This is a genomic window from Bartonella sp. CM31XJBT (assembly GCF_028618555.1).
GTDB lineage: Bacteria > Pseudomonadota > Alphaproteobacteria > Rhizobiales > Rhizobiaceae > Bartonella.
In genome coordinates, this window is the sequence record NZ_JAQITD010000004.1 from 1 (window position 1) to 18815 (window position 18815).

The 18815-nt window shown below is 38.9% G+C and carries 12 protein-coding genes and 5 pseudogenes; 5 read left to right on the forward strand and 12 right to left on the reverse strand.

Translation table 11 applies throughout. From position 1 onward, the window contains the following. Window positions 1-508 precede the first annotated feature (508 nt). A pseudogene (locus PVV63_RS02865) lies at window positions 509-1675 on the forward strand (tyrosine-type recombinase/integrase). Window positions 1676-1882: 207 nt separating this feature from the next. Beyond that, complete coding sequence (locus tag PVV63_RS02870; RefSeq protein WP_015856172.1) at window positions 1883-2083, forward strand: AlpA family transcriptional regulator; 201 nt, start codon at window positions 1883-1885, stop codon at window positions 2081-2083. A gap of 100 nt (window positions 2084-2183) precedes the next feature. Here the strand turns inward: PVV63_RS02870 and PVV63_RS02875 are convergent. The 3 genes and pseudogenes from PVV63_RS02875 to PVV63_RS02885 form a co-directional block, all read right to left on the reverse strand. After that, window positions 2184-2586, reverse strand: a pseudogene (locus PVV63_RS02875) (hypothetical protein). A 179-nt stretch (window positions 2587-2765) separates the two neighbouring features. Further along, complete coding sequence (locus PVV63_RS02880) at window positions 2766-3179, reverse strand: hypothetical protein (RefSeq protein ID WP_273790553.1); 414 nt, start codon at window positions 3177-3179, stop codon at window positions 2766-2768. After that, window positions 3176-6978: pseudogene (locus PVV63_RS02885) on the reverse strand (hemagglutinin repeat-containing protein); the annotation flags it as partial. The gene PVV63_RS02880 and the pseudogene PVV63_RS02885, both read right to left, overlap by 4 nt. A 6-nt stretch (window positions 6979-6984) precedes the next feature. Between PVV63_RS02885 and PVV63_RS02890 the strand changes: the two are divergent. Further along, window positions 6985-7209, forward strand: coding sequence for a hypothetical protein (locus tag PVV63_RS02890; RefSeq protein WP_273790554.1), 225 nt, complete (start codon window positions 6985-6987; stop codon window positions 7207-7209). Window positions 7210-7619: 410 nt separating this feature from the next. On the opposite strand, the gene PVV63_RS02895 is transcribed toward PVV63_RS02890, so the two are convergent. Then, complete coding sequence (locus PVV63_RS02895) at window positions 7620-8510, reverse strand: outer membrane protein (protein ID WP_273790555.1); 891 nt, start codon at window positions 8508-8510, stop codon at window positions 7620-7622. A gap of 182 nt (window positions 8511-8692) precedes the next feature. Further along, a pseudogene (locus tag PVV63_RS02900) lies at window positions 8693-9495 on the reverse strand (outer membrane protein). Between PVV63_RS02900 and PVV63_RS02905 the strand changes: the two are divergent. Then, window positions 9425-9595, forward strand: coding sequence for a hypothetical protein (locus tag PVV63_RS02905; protein ID WP_273790651.1), 171 nt, complete (start codon window positions 9425-9427; stop codon window positions 9593-9595). The pseudogene PVV63_RS02900 and the gene PVV63_RS02905 overlap by 71 nt on opposite strands. A 277-nt stretch (window positions 9596-9872) precedes the next feature. On the opposite strand, the gene PVV63_RS02910 is transcribed toward PVV63_RS02905, so the two are convergent. The 3 genes from PVV63_RS02910 to PVV63_RS02920 form a co-directional block, all read right to left on the reverse strand. After that, window positions 9873-10700, reverse strand: a complete 828-nt coding sequence (locus PVV63_RS02910; protein ID WP_273790556.1) for an outer membrane protein — start codon at window positions 10698-10700, stop codon at window positions 9873-9875. Window positions 10701-11037: 337 nt separating this feature from the next. After that, window positions 11038-11871, reverse strand: a complete 834-nt coding sequence (locus tag PVV63_RS02915; RefSeq protein ID WP_273790645.1) for an outer membrane protein — start codon at window positions 11869-11871, stop codon at window positions 11038-11040. 1018 nt (window positions 11872-12889) lie between these two features. After that, window positions 12890-13219, reverse strand: coding sequence for a hypothetical protein (locus PVV63_RS02920; RefSeq protein WP_273790557.1), 330 nt, complete (start codon window positions 13217-13219; stop codon window positions 12890-12892). A 412-nt stretch (window positions 13220-13631) separates the two neighbouring features. On the opposite strand from PVV63_RS02920, the pseudogene PVV63_RS10455 reads away from it, so the two are divergent. Continuing rightward, a pseudogene (locus PVV63_RS10455) lies at window positions 13632-14066 on the forward strand (integrase); the annotation flags it as partial. 248 nt (window positions 14067-14314) lie between these two features. On the opposite strand, the gene PVV63_RS02930 reads toward PVV63_RS10455, so the two are convergent. The 4 genes from PVV63_RS02930 to PVV63_RS02945 form a co-directional block, all read right to left on the reverse strand. Continuing rightward, a complete protein-coding gene (locus PVV63_RS02930; RefSeq protein WP_273790559.1) occupies window positions 14315-14935 on the reverse strand; it encodes a ribonuclease D in 621 nt (206 codons plus the stop codon). Next, on the reverse strand, window positions 14928-16322 hold the full coding sequence (locus PVV63_RS02935; RefSeq protein WP_273790560.1) for a M20/M25/M40 family metallo-hydrolase: 1395 nt from the start codon (window positions 16320-16322) through the stop codon (window positions 14928-14930). The genes PVV63_RS02930 and PVV63_RS02935 overlap by 8 nt, the downstream gene beginning before the upstream one ends. 84 nt (window positions 16323-16406) lie before the next feature. Beyond that, on the reverse strand, window positions 16407-17282 hold the full coding sequence (gene mutM / locus PVV63_RS02940; protein WP_273790561.1) for a bifunctional DNA-formamidopyrimidine glycosylase/DNA-(apurinic or apyrimidinic site) lyase: 876 nt from the start codon (window positions 17280-17282) through the stop codon (window positions 16407-16409). A gap of 272 nt (window positions 17283-17554) precedes the next feature. Continuing rightward, window positions 17555-18802: an aminopeptidase gene (locus tag PVV63_RS02945; RefSeq protein WP_273790562.1), complete on the reverse strand. Its 1248-nt coding sequence runs from the start codon at window positions 18800-18802 to the stop codon at window positions 17555-17557. Window positions 18803-18815: the final 13 nt, after the last annotated feature.

Here is an 18815-nt window from a genome sequence, read left to right on the forward strand (position 1 = left end):
TTAACGTCCCCTCTCGTCCACCTTTTCAAGCATTGCTCGTCCACCTTTTTTGGTCCACCTTTTAGACCACCTTTAATTTCTGATTTGAGATTTTTTCTTTAATACTTACTTTTTTTATTGAATCATAAAAAGCTATAGACATCAATACGCCCTTACACATCTTTATACACTTTGAATCTTGTTGCTAAGCCCCTGCTTGCCGCGTCTGGGCACCACACTCTTCTTTGTTGTATGTAACCTATTTTTTTATTGACTTTTAAGTTAATGGTGCCTGAGTAAAGTTAAGGGAATAGGGTTTCTAACATTTGTCTATAAAGCACGCTTCTCACAATAACAATATATTGATTTATAATGATAATTTACTGTTTTGTATGTTGAATGAGAGTCCCGAATAACGTAAGATTCTCTCATTTCAAATCTGTTTATCTTGAAACAACTAAAACCACTCATTTGCACATAACAAGTGGGATGAGTGTGTGGATAAAATTTATATAAGAAAGGAGTAAAAATGGTTCTTATGAACCGTCTTAATGCAAGGGCTGTCGCAACACCCACGAGCTGGCAAATATAATGATGGTGCCGGCTTGTTACTTCATAAGCGTAAAGATGGAGGTGCTCAATGGATTTACCGTTTTACCATTCATGTGCGGCGCCGTGAAATGGGCTTGGGAGCGTTGCAAGATGTTTTTTTAAAACAAGCTCGTGAATTGGCAACTGGGTGGCGGGCTGTTTTACGTGAGGGGCGTGATCCTATTAAAGAACGTGAAAAACAAAAGCGTGAAGCAATAAGCAATCTCCATTATTTAAAGATATCGCGTTGGATGCTTTTGAAAGTCGTAAAGCTGAATTAAAAAATGATGGTAAAGATGGGGATTGGTTTTTACCATTACGCCTTCATATTCTGCCCAAATTAGGCTGTCTGCCCGTTTCAGAGATTACACAAACAGAGATACGCAATGTTCTTGCCCCTATTTGGCATACAAAAGCTGGAACTGCTCGAACAGCACTGATGCGTCTCAACCTTTGTCTCAAACATGCGGCTGCATTAGGCTTAGATGTTGATTTACAAGTAACAGAAAAAGCACGCGCTCTCTTAGGCAAACAACGTCATAAAAAACAAAGCTTACCAGCCATGGATTGGAGAGATGTGCCGGCTTTTTATAAAACACTCTGTGAAGCATCAACCATAACACAACTGGCTTTGCGTTTGCTTATTCTGACAGGCGTTCGTAGCAATCCTTTGCGTCATATTCGTGAAGATCAGATTGAAGATGATATCTGGACAATCCCTGCTGAGAATATGAAAGGCAAGCGTGATGCCACAACAGAGTTTCGCGTGCCCCTATCATCTGAAGCAATAAAAGTAATTGAACAAGCCCGCTGTATCTCTAAAAGTGATTTCATCTTTTTACTTACCGGTCGTGGTCCTCTTTCACATACGATGATGGCGGCGTATATGAGAAAAAATAAAATTGAAGCTTGTCCCCATGGTTTTCGCTCTAATTTACGCGATTGGCTAGCAGAAACAACCGATGCCCCTTATGAGGTCGCTGAAACCATTCTAAGTCATACAGTAGGAGGGCAAGTAGAGCGCTCCTATCGTCGTACTGACTATCTAGAACAGCGCCGTGTCTATATGGATAAATGGGCGGCTTATGTCACAGGTCAAACCTAAAATATGGGGTGAATAACCCCATGATCTGTGGATAACTTTAACTCTCTTTTCTCTCATTCTCTCTCAATAAGAGTCATAAATTATCACATAAGAAATTATATGATAAAATATTGTTTTCTATAAATAAAATACCTTCGAAAATGAACCAAAATGTGGTTAATAAATGGTTATGATTTGTTACCATTTTTATAGTGAAAGGATTTTAATATGACAGAAAATGATATTCTTTTAACAGACCGTGAAAGTGCAAAATTGCTTCATATGAGTGTTTCAACATTTCGCCGTCATGTAACTAATGGCTCTCTCCCAAAACCTTTAAAATTTGGTTTTTTATCGCGTTGGTTACAATCAGATCTTTTGAATGTCATCGAGCAAGCAAAGCAGCAACGTTATAACGACGCGGCATAAAAAAAACCTTGTCACGTAAGGACGGACAAGGCTTTCTCAAGCTCATCAACCTAGAGCTTTATTTGGTGTAAATTCAAGGCTTTCTCTGCTGAAGCAAGACCTAAGGTTTGCATTCAAGTTGTTCTGAATGCTTTTTACAATAAGGGCTATTTAAGCGTCTCTCAACACTTCGTTGAGGCGTGATAGAACCACTAAGAGGATACACCGGAATCCTATCATCTTGACAATTTTCACACCACTTTCCATTTTCACTTCTATAGTGGAAGCCAGATTGAAGCATACAAGTATGAATTATTGCCCATTCACCGAAACCTAATCCACTATTTTCTGTATCGGCATTATAAGGAGTTGGCTTACCACACTCTAACAATGCTTTTGCTACTTCAGTAGAATCTGCATCTGGCTTTTGCCATATAACAAAGTATCTTGAAGGAGGCTTTGAGTCACATCCAGCGATACTTAACAGAGCTATACAGCTCCAATAGTTTTAAGATTTTCTTCATTCTTCCCCTCTTTCAATGGATTTATTTACGATAAAACAGAGCTCATAAGCTTGTTGATATTTCCTGTCACCGCTGCTTAAAACAACGGTGACCAATATTGAGATGATGGATTGAGGAAACAATCGCGCCATTCCAAGCGAAGGCAAGGATGGCGGATTGTTGATCATCACTAGCAAGACTTAAGGTTTGCATTCAGGTGCATTTTTATATTTTTTACAAAAAGGGCTGTTTAAGCGCTTCTTGACACTGGGCCTCGGGATCACAGCACCTGGACGACAAATGGGCAAGTTTTCGGCTCTAAAAGTATAACACCACCCTCCCGCTCTTGCTACTTCTTCATCTTTATAGCGGAATCCTGATTGAATCATGCAAGCATAAGTTGTTGCTTTTGCATTGATGCTCTGCTTTCTATTTTCTGGAAATACATCATAAGGCGTTGGCATACCACATTCTAATAATGCTTTTCCTATTTCAGTAAAATCTGCTCCTGGCTTCTCCCAAGCAGTCAAGTATCCTGAAGGAGGCTTATTAAACTGACATCCAGCGATACTGAATAGAGTTACAGCACTTAATAATTTTAAGGTTTGTTTCATTTTTTACTCCATGATTTACTTGAAGGAACTTGTTCACGATGAGATGAGCCATAACGCACGTTACACTTATCGCCCGCGTCTCCAAGACAGGTATGGGGATTTATGGGATCTGAGAACATATTCCATGTTTCTTTCCACCAGTTACTACCAGCAGGTATTGTCTCGTAAGTATAGCCATTGCCGCCAATCCATCGGCTTACAAAGTCATATCTATTCCCATCAAAACCAATAGTGGTTTGTTTGCCATCACTCACATAACCTAACAAACCGGATGCCGCCAAAACATTAGCCGCTGGTCCATAGAAACTGATCGTTGTATTGCCAGCTACATCATTTACACCTTCTTGTTTGAAAGAATTCATCATATTAAAGCCTGTCAAACTGCCACGACTATGGGCATCAAAATGCAATCCTGTGTTACCATAGCGAGACATTATATCTTTTGCTTCTTGTGTGGAATTGGTCAAACCCCAAAAGTTATTTTCCATAAACTTCTGATAGCCCGCGACCAGAAGTTCTGAGATAGCAGAATCGGCTTGGGGGAACACAACAAAATAAAGCGGTACATTTTTATTCTCCGCATGTTGCTCTGCATAAACAGCAGCTTCATAGGGTGGCGTAAAAATGCCATTGAGGGACACATGCACCTTGCCATCAGAGCCGGCTTGCAAATGCTGCTTTTCTTCATCCGTTAAATAATGAAACTTAGGGATATTTTGTCCACGAGCGTCTTCTATAGGCTCTCCATTTGCATCTATTTCATAGATTATATTACCCTTTTCATCACGGTCGACCACGGCGATGGGGTGCTCTTTGATAAACATGGTTTTATAGGAATCATCGCTGTATTTAAACCCTTCTTCTAAAAGTTGGGTTGCCATTTCGCGGTTTTCATGGACGATTTGTTCCAGCTTGCCTACATCGAGTTGTTGTACACCCTTATGGGCGGTGGCAGTATCACGATTAAGGGAGGCTATGGCTTGTTCCCACGTCTTGCCCTGTCAATGCCTTCTGCCCTGCTTCATCAGTAATGACAATGGTGCCATTGCTGATAGCAGATTTGGTATATCCTTCCTCTGAATCTTTAGCTTTTGAATGATCTAAGACATTTTTAGCAATGTTTTTCCCGACACCATATTTGCCCTGATACATCGGACCACCCGCAGAAATGCTTAAACCTTGGCTGCTAGCTTGAGCATGCGCACTGTTGCTGATATCACTGGTGCTAATGCTTCCTGTGGTCAGGCTGTTTTTATCTGCCGGCGCGGTGCTGGCAATGATGCCTCCGGTCAGCGTTGTTTTATCTTTAACGTTGATCTTAAAACCGCCATCACCGGCTTTGATGCCTGATTGCTCCACAACACTGTGATAATCGCTAGAGGATTTATCCTTGTTCAAGGAAATATTGGTTGTGGCTGTACCATCCTTTTCTCGGCTATTATAACCAATGGAAACAGAGTTTTGCTTGCTGGAACTTTGTCCCGTATCACTGCGGCTGGTAATGGCAAAATCACCCCCTACTTCCATTTCTACATGCTCTCCAGAAACCACGGCGCCTGCCAATGTGGTATCCTCTCCACTGCTGGTATGAACAGTGCCAGTACCAATAATATGGCTGTTCTTGTGATGCACTTCCTCACTGGAACCCTTGCCTTTACCAAAAGAAGCATTCCCCATCCACCCTGTACCACCAACCATAACTATACCCAATATTCATTGAAGCGCTTTGCGTGTGGTTTTGTGTGCTTTGCGTGTTTTGCGCACTTTCAAAGAGGATATCTTTACCTGCTCCCATGGTGATATTCCCGCTCTGTTCATCATTGCTTTGCATCGGGTTTGTACCGGCAATAATATCGGCTCCAACACCATGGATGCTGCCTTTGTGGGCTTGCATATTAACAGCGCGTCCTGCTTCTATTGTACCTGTCACCGCAGTAGATGTCTGAACCGATGCCTCCTCCTTCTCTGTCTTAAAGCCCACGGTTACGCTAGCAGAAACATCAGCAATATCACGAATAGACTGTTTGTTTCCACCTTTCATCCCATTATAAAGACCTTTGCCTTTGCTATAGAGATCATAGCCTTTTAGACCAGCAATAAGACCATTACCGATTTTGTGTTTTGTATCCCCATGACCAAAACGTTTGACTGCATCCTTTACATCTTTTACTGTACCAAGAATACCCACATTGACAGAGCCTGTCACACCAGCAAAAGACTTTTCATGCTTTTCTTTTGCGTTAGAGGTATCATAGCTTTCTGATAGGGTGATATTATTGCCAGCATCAATGTTGACATCACGATCCGCCGAAACAATGGTTGCTTGTAAATTCACATCATTGCCACCATTGATCTGCACATCTTTGCCCGCCTTGAAATGAGATGGCGTATTGGTATTTTCCCATTGATCGCCCGTATCTTTAGCGCTTGCAATTCCAACACCTACAGAAGCACCGCTAGGGTTCTTTTCAAACTGAAACCCAAAACCTGTGCGTTCTTCCTTTGAGCTTGCCCTATGACGATTGTGACCAGGTGAAACATTCACATCATGGGCTGCCGAAACATGAATATTTTCTTGCGCAGTAAAATCAGAGCCCTCCACGTTCACATCTTTTTTGGTGGCGGTGATGGTGATATTTTTCCCATTGAGAGAAGAGCCTTGATGCTCAAAACTCTCTTCATTTTCTGTCTTTCCTTCACTCCCGTATATCGACACAAAACCCTTGCCTGATCCCACACCAAAACCCGTTTCATGGGTCTCTGAATGGCTTTTATGGTGATCTGTCATGCCATCAATCGTCACACTTTCTCCGCTCACATTGATATCTTGACCGGAAAGCAGATGAGAAGCAGTGATTGTGGTCTCTTTGTCTGATTGCGTGATAATGTTGCCCGTTGCCCCAAGGATAGAGGAGACCGTTGTGGTATGCGATTGAGATGTATCGGAAGATTTCTCATGCAAAAAGCCACTTGAAGACGATTGTGCTTGCTGATCCAAGTGTTCTTGGGCGCCTTTTATGACAATCTTTCCCCCAGAGTGAATGGTAATATCCGCTTGTTTCTGTTCTCCTGGTGCTTTCTCTCCTGACGTTTCCTCTGCCTTACCGGCTACGAGCGTCGAGGCTACAACTTCCGTGTTGTTTCCGGAATCAATGGCAATGCCTTCACCCCCTGTTATGCTTGACCCCACAACTTGGCGCACATCCATCTTGTTATGCTCAGATTTGCTGCTACTAAACACCCCTCCCTCTTTATGGTACGACATCTCATAATGTAAGCTATCCTCTGCATTATTGATGAGAATATCGTTGCTGGCTTTCAGCCCCACCTTGCCATCAGCCGCAATGGAACTGCCTGTGATGCTAAGATCATGCGGTTTGCCATCCTGCCCTGCAATGACAGTGGTGTCACCTCCCGATTTTATCGAAGATCCAACCGCATGAGAAGCTTGCATGTCCACTTTCGTGTTTTTGGTGCGAAGATGATACTCCATCTCATCGTTTCTTACCCCTATTGTTATCTCCCCTTGGGCGCCAAGAGCAATATTGCCCTTGGCATCTATATCGGAAGCAGCAATATGGATATCTTTTCCAGAGAGAACAGTGGTCTCTTTTTCAGAACTTAAATGAGAGCCATTGTGCAAAGCAACATGAGAGGTTTGATCCCCGCGATGGCTATTGGCACTGTTGCGTGTGGCATCAATCGAAACATTCCTCTCAGCTTGCAAGAGAAGTTTATCCGTTGCTTGAACATCAGAGCCTAAAATATTCAAATCTTTTCCAGAGAGAAGTGGGCTTGATGTACTTTGAAAAATATTTATTTAAAACAAATGTGTGAATACACAACAACAAGTGTATTCCGTTTAGGGCGTTCTGTTTTGCATGAGGAGTATGATCCCATTAAGAAATGCAATAAACAAAAACGTAAGACAATGCATCATCTTTATTTTCATTATTTAAAAGATATTGCTCTAAATGCTTTTGAAAATCGTAAAGCTAAATTAAAAGAAGATGATAAAGTTGGAAACTAGTTTTTCTCTTTGTAACTTTATATTCTTCCCCAATGAGGCTGTATTCCCGTTTCAGAACTTACTCTAACAGATATATGTAGTATGCTCGCTCTAATCTAGCATATAAAAGTAGACTAAAGTTCGTCACTGGTTATGATATTGTCTTATTTCTGAGATTAATTAAATACTTTTCACTTAAGTGTAAAATGATAGCCGTAATATAAGATTTTATGTAATAAGTAGTTATAAAATCACTGCATACTACTAATTCGCCTTTTATAATATAAAACTTTTTTAAGCCTTATAATACAAAATGATACAAATAAAAAATAAAAGAGATTAAGAGAAATAAAATAGAGAGCTAATAAAATAAAGGCCCCGTTAAACGAGGCCTTAGTATTTTTTGTGCTAATAATTTCATTTTTACGAAATTAGAATTTGTAAGCGACACCTACACGGAAGTCATTGGTTTTGTAGTTGAATTCACGTGTATCGTTGGCGAATTTCTTTTTACCAAAATCGGAGTAACGGTATTCTGCACGTAAAAGAACGTTGTCGGTCATTGCAAAGTCAACACCGCCGCCAATAGTGAAACCAACCATTGTCTTCGTGTCATCAGCCCAAGTACCACCAGTCAAATCTATGGCTTGCTTAGCCCCTGCCTCTGGCACTTTTCCATCCCCGTCAGCTTTCTGCTCAACTTTAGCTCTCTCTCCTTTTCCTGTAACTGATTGAATACCCTGTACCTGCGCATAGGCAATACCACCAGCAACATAAGGCATAATACGGTCAACAGCAGCAAAACCGATACGAACGCGTGTAGCACCAGACCATTTTTCTTTGTAACTGTGCTTTTCCGTTACCTTGTCACCTATTTCAAACCGTTGCTGATCTTTTAATTCAACCTTAGCTTTTTCAAGGGCATTATTAAAAAATGCCACATCTTCTTTAGTAAGAGTCAATTCACGGGCTGTTTTTGATTCTTCACGGTCTGCCCAAACTGCATCGGTTTCAACACCGAGAATGAGACCATTTCCAAGGTCTACGTTAGATCCGGCATAAATCCCACCCATGAAACCAGAAGGACTAGGTGTGTTATCTTTTTTGACAAGTTCTTTATCTTCTCCTGGAATAGTTACTTTAGTTTTACTCGAAAAGTTACCAACTTGACCACCAAGATAAAAGCCTGTCCAAGAAAACGAAGGGGCTGCTGCGATAACTGCTGGGGCTGTTTCACGAGGGATCACCACGTCAGCAGCTTGTGCTGCAGAAGCTGAAATTAAAGCGGCAATAGAAGTTGCTATTAAAGATTTTGTATTCATAATTTTGCTCCTAAATTAACTACAAAACAACCTTACAAGATTATAAATAGAAAAGCTGTAGTAAAAATGTCACAGTCGTACAAATAAAAGCCCAGAAAACAGCGATTTTGTAAAAGTCAATATCTTTTGGAAATTTAATTTTTTATTAATACTTTTTATTCATAATTGCACTTTTGATGAAATTAGAACTTGTAAGCGATACCTACGTGAAAGTCATTGGTTGTGTAGCCTAGTTTAAGGTAATACTTTTTATATTCCTTCTTACCAAAGTCTGAGTAACGGTACTCCGCACGAAGCAGAACATGATCTGTCATCGCGAAATCTATACCACCACCAAGGGTGAAACCCTCCATCGTTTTTATTTTATCAAATACTGTAGCAGAAACTTCTTTACTTGGCTTACCCATTTGCCAATTTTGTTTGTTCCTGAAACTTTACCAACACCCTGTATTTGCGCATAAGCAATACCATCAGCCACATAAGGCATAATACTGTCAGCGACGGAAAAACCAACACGAACCCGTGTTGCACCAGACCATTTTCTTTGAAACCAATGCAATACACTGCTGTGTCACCCTTTTGAAACTTTTCATTTTCATCCAATGTGACACCAGCATCTTTAAATTCATCATTAAAATCATCAAATTCATCAATCGCAAGAATCTTTGAGACCGTCTTCGTCTCTCCTCAGTCTGCCCAGACTGCATCGGTTTCAACACTTAGAATGAGGACATTTCAAAGATATACGTTGGAACCTAAAATTAAATACCACCTATGAAACCTGAAGGCTTAGGTAGTGCATCTTTATCTGAAGTTTTTTTCTTTTGTCTCTAAATCAAATACATAAACTTTGACTTGAAAAGTTGCCAACTTGACCACCAAGATAAAAACCTGTCTAAGAAAACGAAAGAGCTATGATAACTGTTGGAGCTTTTTTACGAGGAATGACAATATCAGCAGCTTGTGCCGCAGAAGCTGTAGTCATAGCGATAACAAAAGTTGTTACTGAAGATTTTATATTCGTAAACTTTGCTCCTCATTTATTTACGAGCACAGTATTATACGACTACAAAAAAACGCTGTAGTAAAATGATACAATCATAGGAAACGAAAGCTGACGCAAGATAAAGTCATTTCATAACTTCACGTTTCACAAGAAATTGTAAATTATGAATACGTATAATTCATTGATTTTACCGCGTAATTATTGTCTCTCGTTTATAAAAATCTTTTTAAGGAAATCTGAATAATATCTTTTACTCCCCTAATAAATATAGGATATGTGATAATATAACAACAGAAAAGAATAGAGGCCCTGTCTTTGACAGAGCCTCTTGGAAGTTTATTTCGTTGTTGACGAAATTAGAATTTGTATGCAACACCAACACGGAAATCATTGGTTTTGTAAGCTACTTTATCCCCGTTCTTTACAAATGCTTTTTTACCATAGTCTGAGTAACGATATTCTGCACGCAACAGAACATTGTCTGTCATTGCAAAGTCAATACCACCACCTACAGTGAAACCAACCATCGTTTTTGATGCATCAGAAACGGTAGCAGTACCAATATCTGCATTATTTTCATCTTTTACCTTAATCGAATCAACTTTTTGTACCTGTGCATAAGCAATACCACCAGCAACATAAGGCATAATGCGATCAACGGCTGCAAAACCAACACGAACGCGTGTAGCACCAGACCATTTTGCTTTTAGAGAAACGCTATTCATCTTTTTGCTTGTCGCCGTGATAGAGGTTTTATTTTTTCCTGAAGCATAATTAGGTTTGAGTTTGTCAAAAGTCTCATCATAACCTGCTCCAACAGTTTCCGCAGCGCGGTCTTTTGATTCTTCGCGGTCTGCCCAGACGGCATCAGTTTCAACACCTAGAATGAGGCCATTTCCAAGATCCACATTGGAACCTACATAGATACCACCCATGAAACCAGAAGGCTTAGGCATCCAATCTTTGTCACTAATTTTATTGTTCGTCGCTGAATCGTATACATCAACTTTACTTGAAAAGTTACCAACTTGACCACCGATATAAAAGCCTGTCCAAGAAAATGAAGGGGCTGCTGCGATGACTGCTGGGGCTGTTTCATGAGGGATGACAACATCAGCAGCTTGTGCTGCAGAAGCTGCTGCTATAGCGATAACAGAAGTTGTTACTAAAGATTTTATATTCATAAACTTTGCTCCTAATTTATTTATGAGCACAGTGCTACAAGATTACAGAAAGAAAAGCTGTAGTAAAAATGATACAGTCACAGAAAATGGAGGGCACATCCCAGACAAAATTGCTTCATAACTTGATTTTGTACGAGAAACCTAAAGATATATATATATATATATTATTGATTTTTAAATGTAATTCTTGTTTGTTGTCTATGAATTTTTTTAAGAAAATCTGAATAATATCTTTTCACATCCACAATAAATTATGTATTGTGTGATAATATAGCAACAAAGAATAACAGAGGCTCTGTCTTTGACAGAGCCTCTTCGTTATTTAACTTACCATCTATTAAAATTTGTAAGCAACACCAACTCGGAAATCATTGGTTTTGTAAGATGTCTCATATTTGTCATTTGAGAATTTCTTTTTACCAAAATCAGAGTAACGATATTCCGCACGGACAATAACGTTATTGGTCATTGCTAAATCAACACCAGCACCAAGCGTGTAACCAACAAGGGTCTTTGTTTCATCAGACAGAGTACCAGAAGCTATTACTTTATCTGAATCTTTCCCTGTTATTGAAATCAATGCACTATCTTGAAGCTGTGTATAGGCGATACCACCAGCAACATAAGGCATAATGCGTTCAGCTGCAAAACCAATACGTACACGTGTCGCACCAGCCCACTTTTCTTTAAAAGTGAAACTGTGGGTTCGTTTATCACCAGGTACAAGCGCATCTTTACCAATATTAATTCCAGATTCTGTTAATATCTTCTTAATATAATTTATGTGATCTGGAGCAATAACATATGTTTTTCCTGTCTTCGTGTCATCTTTATTAGACCACATGATATCTGTATCAACACCTAAAATAAGGCCATTGCCGAGATCAACGTTGGAACCTGCGTAAAGACCACCCATGAAACCAGATAGTTTAGGCAAAAGATCATCAGGTGCTGGAATCTTTTTTCCGTTACTGAGAATATCCATTTTCGTCTTACCCGAAAAACCACCAATCTGCCCCCCAACATAAAAACCTGTCCAAGAAAAAGTTGGAGCAACAATAACAGGAGCAACAGGTGTTGGACTGGGGGGAACAATAACATCTGCTGCTTGAGCTGCTGAAGCTGAAACAAAAGCGAAAGCAGAAGCTGTTATTAACCATTTCATATTCATATTTTCTCTCCATAGCTGAATATTTATTTGAACACACCATTTCATATAGAGCCCCATCTTCAGATATCTGTAGCAAAAATGATACACTTATAAAAAAAACAAAAAGCCAATCAAAGTACCCTTAATTGCTTGATCTGTAATAAATGAGAATTAAACTATGCCCATGCACAAATGATCTCTTTTCCTCACGTTTTCTCTCCTTTATCATTTTGATAAAAAAACTGCGCCACAGTACCCTCCGTGTAAAGCGTGTGCTATTGACATAAAAATATAATATATTGATTTATAATGAAAAAATATCTTTTATATTAATTCGTCTGCAATATTGAAGATGTTCTTATCTTAAGCCTTTTTATATTAAAGCCCCCCCAGCACCTCACAAACGAGCAAGTGTGTGAATAAATAAAACTATTTAAAAGCTAAAATGCTTCCTATTAATACTCTCAATATTGTAATAGTGAAGACCGTTACAATATTGAGAGCAGCTAAATGTAACTGTTCCATTTAAATTCATACAAACAACGTTTTTAGCTTCATCCTTCGTATAACCAAATGTGAATAGCTCTTTGATTATTTTTTCATCACTGTAAAGAATGCTTGTAGCGCACATGAACAAGATCTCCACTACCCTATGGACTGCAACAAGATTACATGCAATTTCATTACATTTACTCTTTGTTTTTAATTTAGGCATTTATTCCTTTTTGACATACTTACCATTTTTTTCTTCTCTCAACCTTATAGTAAAGTCTTTTTCAGAGCTTCAGCCTTATTTGTAGGCTATCATTTCATACTCCTTTACAAGACGAAATTGAAAAAAATACCTAAAGACAAACAACCGGTATGATAAACATTAAAACTTATATAGAAATCTCCTTAAAGCTGAAAAAATGAGAAATCTTTCTTAAAGTTTTCAAACCACCCCTTGCTTTAAAAATCATGAATTTGGCAGAAAAAATATCCCTCTTTTTCAACTTCAAAACATATATTATACTTCTTAATGTTGTTTTTTCACTTTTTAAAAACTCATTGGACCTCGTGCAAATAGGTTTGGCCGTCCTCTTTTCCCTGGTCTTCTTTTAGGATAATGATCTCTTTTTTTACCAGAATGTAACACAGGTACTAACTTAGCTGCTGTTATGCATTCGCTGTTATTTGTGCAAGAAAGTTCTATCTGAAAAACTTCAGATAATAACTTGCAAAGCTGTTCACCAGAAAAAAAACCTATTGGAGGAACAGTCGAAGATGCTCTCTGTATAAGATTTTGAGACGCTAAAAAACTTGCACCTTGAGCCATAGAGATTGAAGCAAAAGTAGCAAAAGCTGTAATAAAATATTTTATATTCATAAATTTAACCTCATCAAATATTCATAATGGATTTTATCTAGTGCCTTCATTGCAAATTTCCAGAGAAAAATAATGTGTTTATAGATAAAAAGTGAAAATCCTTAAAAATAAAGCTTTGGAGCATTTTGCTTTTAAAATAAAAGCAAATTGCCCTGCTCTGCCAACATAGAAATTACTTATTGAGTAATAAATAAAGGCACGAAGTATCGTCTGAAAATAATAAACTATACGAACTTCATATAATATACTGATTTATAATGATAATTTAGCATTATTCACATTGACTGAGAACCCTAAACATCATAAGATTCTCTCATTCAAAATCTTTTTCATGTTGAATCAATTAAAACCATTTGTTTGCACGTTATAAGTTGGAAGAGCTGTGTGGATAAAAAACACTAAAAAGACTAAAATGTCTCTTATGAACCGTGCCAAGGGCTACACAACATTGGGAGTTGGCAAAGTGGTGTGATGGTAGCAGCTTGTTACTCCGTAAGCGTAAAAATGGGAGTGCTCAATGAATTTTATATCATATTTTTGGGGGCTTTATCGTTATACCATTCATAAGCGCCGTCGTAAAATGGATTTGGGTGCCGGTTTCTTTAAAAAAGCACATGAATTAGCAACACAAATATATTCCGTTTAGGGCGTTCTGTTTTACACGAAGAACGTAAATCCATTAAAAACATGAGGCAATGCGTAATCTCTATTATTTAACAGACATTGCTTTAAATACTTTTGAAAGTCGTAAAGCCGAATTAAAAATGATGGTAAAGATGAGATTTGTTTTTTACATTTACACATTCATATTCTCCCCCAATTAGGCTGTATACCGGTTGCAGAGATTTAAGTCTTCCAATCACCGTATGTTTCCAGCCTCTCCTCAAAATTGCTTTGTTTCAAATAAAAGCTGTTACAAAAATAAAAAATATGAATTCGCAAAAGTACTTTTATTGCCTAAACTTCAAATGAAATAGCACTTAAGAATTTATTATAATTCTTATCAGAAAAGATGAGAGGATAAAATGTCCATAATGTACAAGCATTTTGTCCTCTCACATCAATAATTAACTCCATTAAAAGCCAATTTTAAAGTTAGCTATGCGCAAAAATATCAACTTCCGCCCATCCTAAAAGATCAAGCCTAGCTCTCATAGGCAAAAATTGAAAGCATGCCTTGGCAACATTTTCTCGCTCTTCACGTCTTAAACGTTCTTCAAATATAACCTTTAAACGATGCAAATATAACACATCCGACGCAGCATATTCAATTTGCGCCTGTGATAACGTTTCTGCCGCCCAATCCGAAGATTGTTGCTGTTTAGAAATATTCACATTCAGCAATTCATTACAAATTTCTTTCAAGCCATGACGATCCGTGTAAGTACGCGTGAGTTTCGAAGCAATCTTTGTACAAAAAATAGCCTCTGGCATAACACCAAATGTATGTGCTAAAATAGCAAGATCAAAACGCCCAAAATGGAATATTTTTACGACTGCTTTATCTTTAAGAAGCTTGACCAAATTAGGTGCATTCTTTTGTCCTTTAGCAATCTGTATAATATCGGCAGTACCATCTCCAGAAGAAAGCTGAACAACGCATAAACGATCACGATGGGGTTGTAATCCTAAAGTTTCGGTATCAATCGCAACAGCATCAGTTTGATAATTATCTAAGTTTGGTAAATCACCTTGATGAACACGAATCTCAGCCATTTACCCTCCTATTTGCTAAAGCTGCAAGAATACGCGCCCAAGACCGCTGCCCCTTATGAAATGATTTTAAATTATACTTTTCATTAGGCGAATGAATACGGTCATCAGCCAGTCCAAAACCAACCAAAAGAGTTTCCATGCCAAGAATTGACCGAAAATCTGCTACAATTGGGATCGAGCCCCCCATGGCTGTCAAGACAGCAGGCACTTCCCACTCTTGTGATAAGGCATCCTTCGCCTCCTTGATAAAAGATGAATCATCAGAAATCTGAAGTGCCGGAGAAGAACCGTGATTCTTAAATTCAACCTTACAATCAGCAGGAATTGAGCTACGTACATAATCACGCAACGCTTGGCGTATTTTCTCTGGATCTTGCTTATGCACCAAACGACACGATACTTTTGCACTCGCTTGAGAAGCAATAACCGTTTTCATCCCTTCCCCTTCATAGCCGCCACTAATACCATTAATTTCCATGGTAGGACGTGCCCATACAAGCTCTAAAATGCTCCGCCCTTTTTCACCAGCTGGAACAGAAAGTCCTATAGGACCAAGAAAATTTTCAGCAGTACAATTAAGCGCATTCCATGATTGTAAAATATGTGGAGGTGTTTCTTCTACTCCATCATAAAAGCCAGGAAGTGTTGCCCTATTATTTTCATCGTGAAGTCCTGCTAAGATTTTCGTTAAAATACGAATGGGATTAGCTGCTACTCCTCCAAAATAACCAGAATGCAAATCACGATTAGCTGCTGTGATAATAATCTCTTCTGCCATAATTCCCCGAAGAGAAAGAGCAATAGATGGAGTATTCGCATCCCACATTGACGTGTCACAAACCAATGCATAATCTGCCTTAAGTTCATCTGTATTTGCTTTTAAAAAAGGAATAAGGGAAGGAGAAGCACTCTCTTCCTCGCCTTCACATAAAATAGTAACTTTAATAGGAAGCTGCCCTGTTTCTTTCTTAAATGCACGACATGCTTCAATAAAAGTCATCAACTGACCTTTGTCATCTGAAGCTCCACGAGCACAAATAACTTTCTCTCCATCTCTCTCTTTTAAAGAAGGTGTAAATGGATCATCCTCCCATAAACTCAATGGATCAACAGGTTGAACATCATAATGTCCGTAAAACAACACATGCAAACAATCATCTGAAGGTCCAGGATGATGCCCAACAACCATTGGATGCCCCGGTGTATCACGGCGTGAAGCCTCAAAACCGATGCTTTTTAAATCCTCTACTAACCAATCAGCTGCTTTACGACATGCATCCTTGTAAGCCGAGTCTGTAGAAATCGATTGAAAACGTAAAAGAGAAAAAAGGCGTTCAAGGCTCTTCTCTATATTTCCATCAAGATGTGTTAGTACTTTATTCAGCATAAAAAAAACCTTTCAAGCCTTGTGTAATTATATTATAGATACGATGACTTTAAGCCTCTTGTAAGATTTTGCAAGACGCCTTATTCATTTTTGACATTGTGAGCAGTAAAAACTTGAACGTCCAGCCTGTAAAATGCGCATAATAGGCGCTCCACATTCCAAACATTGCTTGCCTTCTCGTCCATAAACTGAAAAAGCATGCTGAAAATAACCAAGTGAACCATCTATATGCATATAATCACGTAAAGAAGAGCCACCAGACAAAATGGCTTCAGAAATCACATTGCGTATATTTTGTGCTAAAGAATCTGCAAATTCACGTGCCCGTGCCGTTTGTGATGCCAATGTAAATGCACCACGTTGTGGAGACAAACGACTCCGCCAAAGTGCTTCGCAAACATAAATATTCCCAAGACCTGCAACAATAGACTGATCAAGTAAAACACCCTTGAGAGACATTTTTTTATTAACAAAAGCCTTTTGTAAATAACGACCAGAAAACGAATTACTCATAGGTTCAAGACCTAGCTTATTTAAAAGTGGATGTTCATAAAGCTTATCCGTATCGACTAAAAGCATAAACCCAAAGCGACGCACATCATTATAAATAAGATGATAAACTTCACCATCCCTTGTTTGAATATCCATGACAAAATGATCATGCTTAACCAATTTACTTGTCGTTGAAAAAACTGTTCTTAAAAGATCATTCTCTATACGCCATGAACCAGACATTCCTAAATGGCTTAAAATCGTTTCATTCTGAGAAAGATGAAATAATAAATATTTTGCACGCCGACCAAGTTCTATAATTGTTCTGCCAATAAGGCGCTCAGAAAAAGCCTCAGGAAAAGGAAAGCGCAAATCTCTACGATTAAGTTTGACAGATACTATCTTTGCATCAATTACAACAGATTCAAGTCCACGACGAACTGTCTCTACTTCAGGAAGTTCAGGCATCTCTCTTCTTTAATAATTATACACTTTCCAATCGTATCACTGATATATTAACTTCTTTTCCCCCTCAAAGAACGAAGACTTCCTCTACATCTACTAAACAAATTCTTGATGAGTGGATTTCACTTGGCTTCCTACTCATGTGAGTCATTTAACTAAAGGCTTTATGGCCAAGCCCTGCCTTGAATATATACCACACACTCTAAAATACTTAACGTATCAATGAGGCTTACATCCCACCCCACCTCAAATGACCGTGTTTTATGGTAACAAAATTAAGCCCATTCACCCTTACGAAATACAGGAACTCTTACACCATCTTGGGTAATGCCATCTATATCAATTTCACCAGAACCAATCATCCAGTCAATATGAATGACACTTTTATTCCCACCACGTGCTGCAATCTCTTCTGACGTCAATGATGCCCCATCTAAAAAGCATTTGGAATAACACTGCCCTAAAGCAATATGACATGCAGCATTTTCATCAAATAAGGTATTATAAAAAAGGAGGCCACTCTTAGAAATTGGTGAAGAATGGGGCACAAGGGCAACTTCGCCCAACCGGCTTGCACCCTCATCACTTTGCAAAACCTGCTGTAAAACTTCTTGGCCTGTTGATGCACGAGCCTCAACAATACGCCCTGCGTCAAAACGTACTTCAATATTATCAACCAGAGTTCCTTGATAGGAAAGGGGCTTTGTTGAGCGAACGAAACCTTCAACCTTATGAGCATGAGGAGTCGTGAAAACTTCTTCTGTCGGAATATTCGGATTGCAAATAACACCATTTTGAGCAACAGATGCACCGCCATGCCATTCATGATCATCTGCCAAACCAACCGTCAAATCAGTTCCTGGCCCTGTAAAGTGTAAGGCAGAAAAACGCTGCTCATTAAGCCAAGATGATCGTTTCTTCAAATGTGCATTATGGACAGTCCACGCCTGTACCGGATCTTCTTCTGTAACACGTGAAGCAGAAAAAATTGCATCAGCTAATTTTTTAATCGCCTCATTAAGCGATAAAGAAGGAAACATCGCCTCAGCCCACCCTGCTGTTGGATAAGCAACAATCGACCAATTCATAGCAAAATTTGATATTTGCTTGAGTGCCGGCTGATAAGCTATTGAAGTGGCTTTATTTAAACGTGAAACCTTATCAAAATCCTGATTAGAAAGGAGCAAAGGATTATCCCCAACAATCGCTAAACGCGCTGCCCCATTTTCAAAAGCCTTCGCCATTCCCTCATAAAGCCAAGAAGGAGCACAATCAAAACTAGCTGTATGGGCATTTTCAAACCGTGTAAGCGATAATATATCATCACTAAAAATTGGTGTAATGACACCAGCACCAACCTTATAAGCATGATATGCAATACGCCGAACAAAAGGTAACGCTGAAACTGGAGCAGTCAAAACAAGATCTTGCCCCTCTTGTAAATTCAACCCCACTTTCACTGTAATTTCTGCAAGACGATTAAGCATTTCAGGCGAAATTGTCTCATGAATATCAAAGTACATTACCAATACCCTT

Excerpts from the sequence above, each read along its gene's own strand:
- PVV63_RS02895 (WP_273790555.1), bottom strand. The coding sequence starts at position 8,510 with ATGAATACAAAATCTTTAATAGCAACTTCTATTGCCGCTTTAATTTCA.
- PVV63_RS02880 (WP_273790553.1), bottom strand. The coding sequence starts at position 3,179 with ATGAAACAAACCTTAAAATTATTAAGTGCTGTAACTCTATTCAGTATC.
- PVV63_RS02945 (WP_273790562.1), bottom strand. The coding sequence starts at position 18,802 with ATGTACTTTGATATTCATGAGACAATTTCGCCTGAAATGCTTAATCGT.
- PVV63_RS02930 (WP_273790559.1), bottom strand. The coding sequence starts at position 14,935 with ATGGCTGAGATTCGTGTTCATCAAGGTGATTTACCAAACTTAGATAAT.
- mutM (WP_273790561.1), bottom strand. The coding sequence starts at position 17,282 with ATGCCTGAACTTCCTGAAGTAGAGACAGTTCGTCGTGGACTTGAATCT.
- PVV63_RS02910 (WP_273790556.1), bottom strand. The coding sequence starts at position 10,700 with ATGAATATAAAATCTTTAGTAACAACTTCTGTTATCGCTATAGCAGCA.
- PVV63_RS02905 (WP_273790651.1), top strand. The coding sequence starts at position 9,425 with ATGATAACTGTTGGAGCTTTTTTACGAGGAATGACAATATCAGCAGCT.
- PVV63_RS02915 (WP_273790645.1), bottom strand. The coding sequence starts at position 11,871 with ATGAATATGAAATGGTTAATAACAGCTTCTGCTTTCGCTTTTGTTTCA.
- PVV63_RS02870 (WP_015856172.1), top strand. The coding sequence starts at position 1,883 with ATGACAGAAAATGATATTCTTTTAACAGACCGTGAAAGTGCAAAATTG.
- PVV63_RS02935 (WP_273790560.1), bottom strand. The coding sequence starts at position 16,322 with ATGCTGAATAAAGTACTAACACATCTTGATGGAAATATAGAGAAGAGC.
- PVV63_RS02920 (WP_273790557.1), bottom strand. The coding sequence starts at position 13,219 with ATGAATATAAAATATTTTATTACAGCTTTTGCTACTTTTGCTTCAATC.